This window comes from Streptomyces tricolor (genome assembly GCF_002155905.1).
Taxonomy (GTDB): domain Bacteria; phylum Actinomycetota; class Actinomycetes; order Streptomycetales; family Streptomycetaceae; genus Streptomyces; species Streptomyces tricolor.
Genome location: NZ_MUMF01000800.1, coordinates 1 through 2,834 on the forward strand (window position 1 = coordinate 1; position 2,834 = coordinate 2,834).

Annotated in this window: 2 protein-coding genes and 1 pseudogene; all 3 read left to right on the plus strand. The window is 70.5% G+C overall.

The genetic code is table 11. The features are described 5' to 3' along the window. Window positions 1–1,214 (plus strand): 1-deoxy-D-xylulose-5-phosphate reductoisomerase (gene dxr / locus CCN44_RS39745; protein WP_244204047.1); only part of this gene is annotated, 1,214 nt, incomplete at its 5' end. Between the two features lie 8 nt (window positions 1,215–1,222). Beyond that, on the plus strand, window positions 1,223–2,515 hold the full coding sequence (locus tag CCN44_RS39750; RefSeq protein WP_189397401.1) for a M50 family metallopeptidase: 1,293 nt from the start codon (window positions 1,223–1,225) through the stop codon (window positions 2,513–2,515). Between the two features lie 170 nt (window positions 2,516–2,685). Further along, window positions 2,686–2,834, plus strand: a pseudogene (locus tag CCN44_RS43755) (flavodoxin-dependent (E)-4-hydroxy-3-methylbut-2-enyl-diphosphate synthase); the annotation flags it as partial.

Sequence of the window (2,834 nt, forward strand, 5' to 3'; positions counted from 1 at the left end):
CCGTCCCCGGGGACGGTCCCAAGGACGTGGTGATCCTCGGCTCCACCGGATCCATCGGCACCCAGGCCATCGACCTCGTGCTGCGCAACCCCGACCGCTTCCGGGTCACCGCCCTCTCCGCGAACGGCGGCCGGGTGGCCCTCCTCGCCGAGCAGGCGCACCGGCTGCGGGTGCGGACCGTGGCGGTCGCCCGCGAGGACGTCGTACCCGCGCTGCGCGAGGCGCTCGCCGCCGAGTACGGCGGCCGGGAGCCGCTGCCCGAGATACTCGCCGGGCCCGACGCGGCCACCCAGGCCGCCGCCTCCCCGTGCCACACCGTGCTCAACGGCATCACCGGTTCCATCGGCCTCGCGCCGACCCTCGCCGCCCTGGAGGCCGGCCGCACCCTCGCGCTCGCCAACAAGGAGTCGCTGATCGTCGGCGGCCCGCTGGTCACCGCGCTCGCCAAGCCCGGCCAGATCATCCCGGTGGACTCCGAGCACGCGGCCCTCTTCCAGGCGCTGGCCGCCGGTACCCGCGCCGACGTCCGCAAGCTCGTCGTCACCGCCTCCGGCGGCCCCTTCCGCGGCCGGACCAAGGCCGAGCTGGCGGACGTCACCGTCGCGGACGCGCTCGCCCACCCCACCTGGGCGATGGGCCCGGTGATCACGGTCAACTCCGCGACGCTGGTCAACAAGGGACTGGAGGTCATCGAGGCGCACCTCCTCTACGACATTCCCTTCGACCGCATTGAGGTGGTCGTGCACCCGCAGTCGTATGTGCACTCGATGGTCGAGTTCACCGACGGATCCACGATCGCCCAGGCGACGCCCCCGGACATGCGCGGGCCCATCGCCATCGGTCTGGGCTGGCCCGAACGCGTCCCGGACGCGGCGCCCGCCTTCGACTGGAGCAAGGCCTCCACCTGGGAGTTCTTCCCGCTGGACGACGAGGCCTTCCCCTCGGTGAACCTCGCCCGACACGTGGGGCGGCTCGCGGGCACGGCCCCGGCGGTGTTCAATGCCGCCAACGAGGAGTGCGTCGCGGCCTTCCTGAGCGGCGCGCTGCCCTTCAACGGGATCATGGAGACCGTCACCCGGGTGGTCGAGGAGCACGGCACCCCGGCCACGGGAACCTCACTCACGGTGTCGGACGTCCTCGAAGCGGAGACCTGGGCGAGGGCCCGGGCCCGCGAACTCACAGCCACGACGGCGACCGCGGAGGCGCGTGCATGACGACCTTGATGTTCATCCTCGGCATAGTGGTCTTCGCGGTCGGCCTGCTCGTCTCGATCGCGTGGCACGAGCTGGGGCACCTGTCCACGGCCAAGCTCTTCGGTATCCGCGTCCCCCAGTACATGGTCGGCTTCGGCCCGACCATCTGGTCGCGGCACAAGGGCGAGACCGAGTACGGCATCAAGGCCATCCCGCTCGGCGGCTACATCCGCATGATCGGGATGTTCCCGCCCGACGACTCCGGCCGGGTCACCGCCCGCTCCACCTCCCCGTGGCGCGGCATGATCGAGGACGCCCGCTCGGCGGCCTTCGAGGAACTCCGGCCGGGTGACGAGACGCGCATGTTCTACACGCGCAAGCCGTGGAAGCGGATCATCGTCATGTTCGCGGGCCCCTTCATGAACCTGGTGCTCGCCATCGGCCTGTTCCTCACCGTGCTGATGGGCTTCGGCATCCAGCAGCAGACCACCACCGTCGCCTCCGTCTCGCCCTGCGTCATCGCGCAGAGCGAGCACCGCGACAGCTGCAAGAAGTCCGACCCGGCCTCCCCGGCCGCGGCCGCCGGCATGAAGAAGGGCGACCGGATCACCGCCTTCGACGGCAGGCCCACCAAGGACTGGGACACCCTGTCCGACCTCATCCGGGACAGCGCGGGCCGGACCGTGCCGATCGTCGTCGAGCGGGACGGCAAGCAGCTCACCCTGCACGCGAAGATCGCCACCAACATGGTCGCCAAGAAGGACTCCGGCGGCGGCTACGTCGAGGGCGAGTACATCAAGGCCGGCTTCCTCGGCTTCAGCTCCGCCACCGGCGTGGTCAAGCAGGACTTCGGCGAGTCCGTGACCTGGATGGGCGACCGGGTCGGCGACGCCGTCGACTCCCTCATCGCCCTGCCCGGCAAGATCCCGGCCCTGTGGGACGCGGCCTTCGGCGACGGCCCGCGCGAGCCGGACTCCCCGATGGGCGTCGTCGGAGCGGCCCGGGTCACCGGCGAGATCGCCACCCTGGACATCCCCGCCTCGCAGCAGTTGGCGATGTTCGTCTTCGTCCTCGCCGGCTTCAACCTCTCCCTGTTCCTGTTCAACATGCTCCCGCTGCTCCCGCTCGACGGCGGGCACATCGCGGGCGCCCTGTGGGAGTCGCTGCGGCGCAACGTGGCCCGGGTGCTGCGCCGGCCCGACCCCGGTCCGTTCGACGTCGCCAAGCTCATGCCGGTGGCGTACGTGGTGGCCGGGATCTTCGTCTGCTTCACCGTCCTGGTGCTGATCGCCGACGTGGTCAACCCGGTGAAAATCTCCTAGCCACCCGTTGTTCGAGGCGGCCCGGGACCCTCTGGTTCCGGGCCGCCTCCCATCGGGTGGGTTTCCGGGAGGGATGTGCTGACGCCCGGCGCGGTGCCGTAATCTCGAAGCCTGGAGCCCGCCGTTTCACGGGACCGGACCTTGATCCACGACTTGGGGTTGCACAGCAGATGACTGCGATTTCTCTCGGCATGCCGTCCGTTCCGACCAAGCTCGCCGAGCGCCGGAAGAGCCGGCAGATCCAGGTCGGAAGCGTGGCGGTCGGCGGAGACGCGCCCGTCTCGGTCCAGTCGATGACCACGACCCGTACGTCGGACAT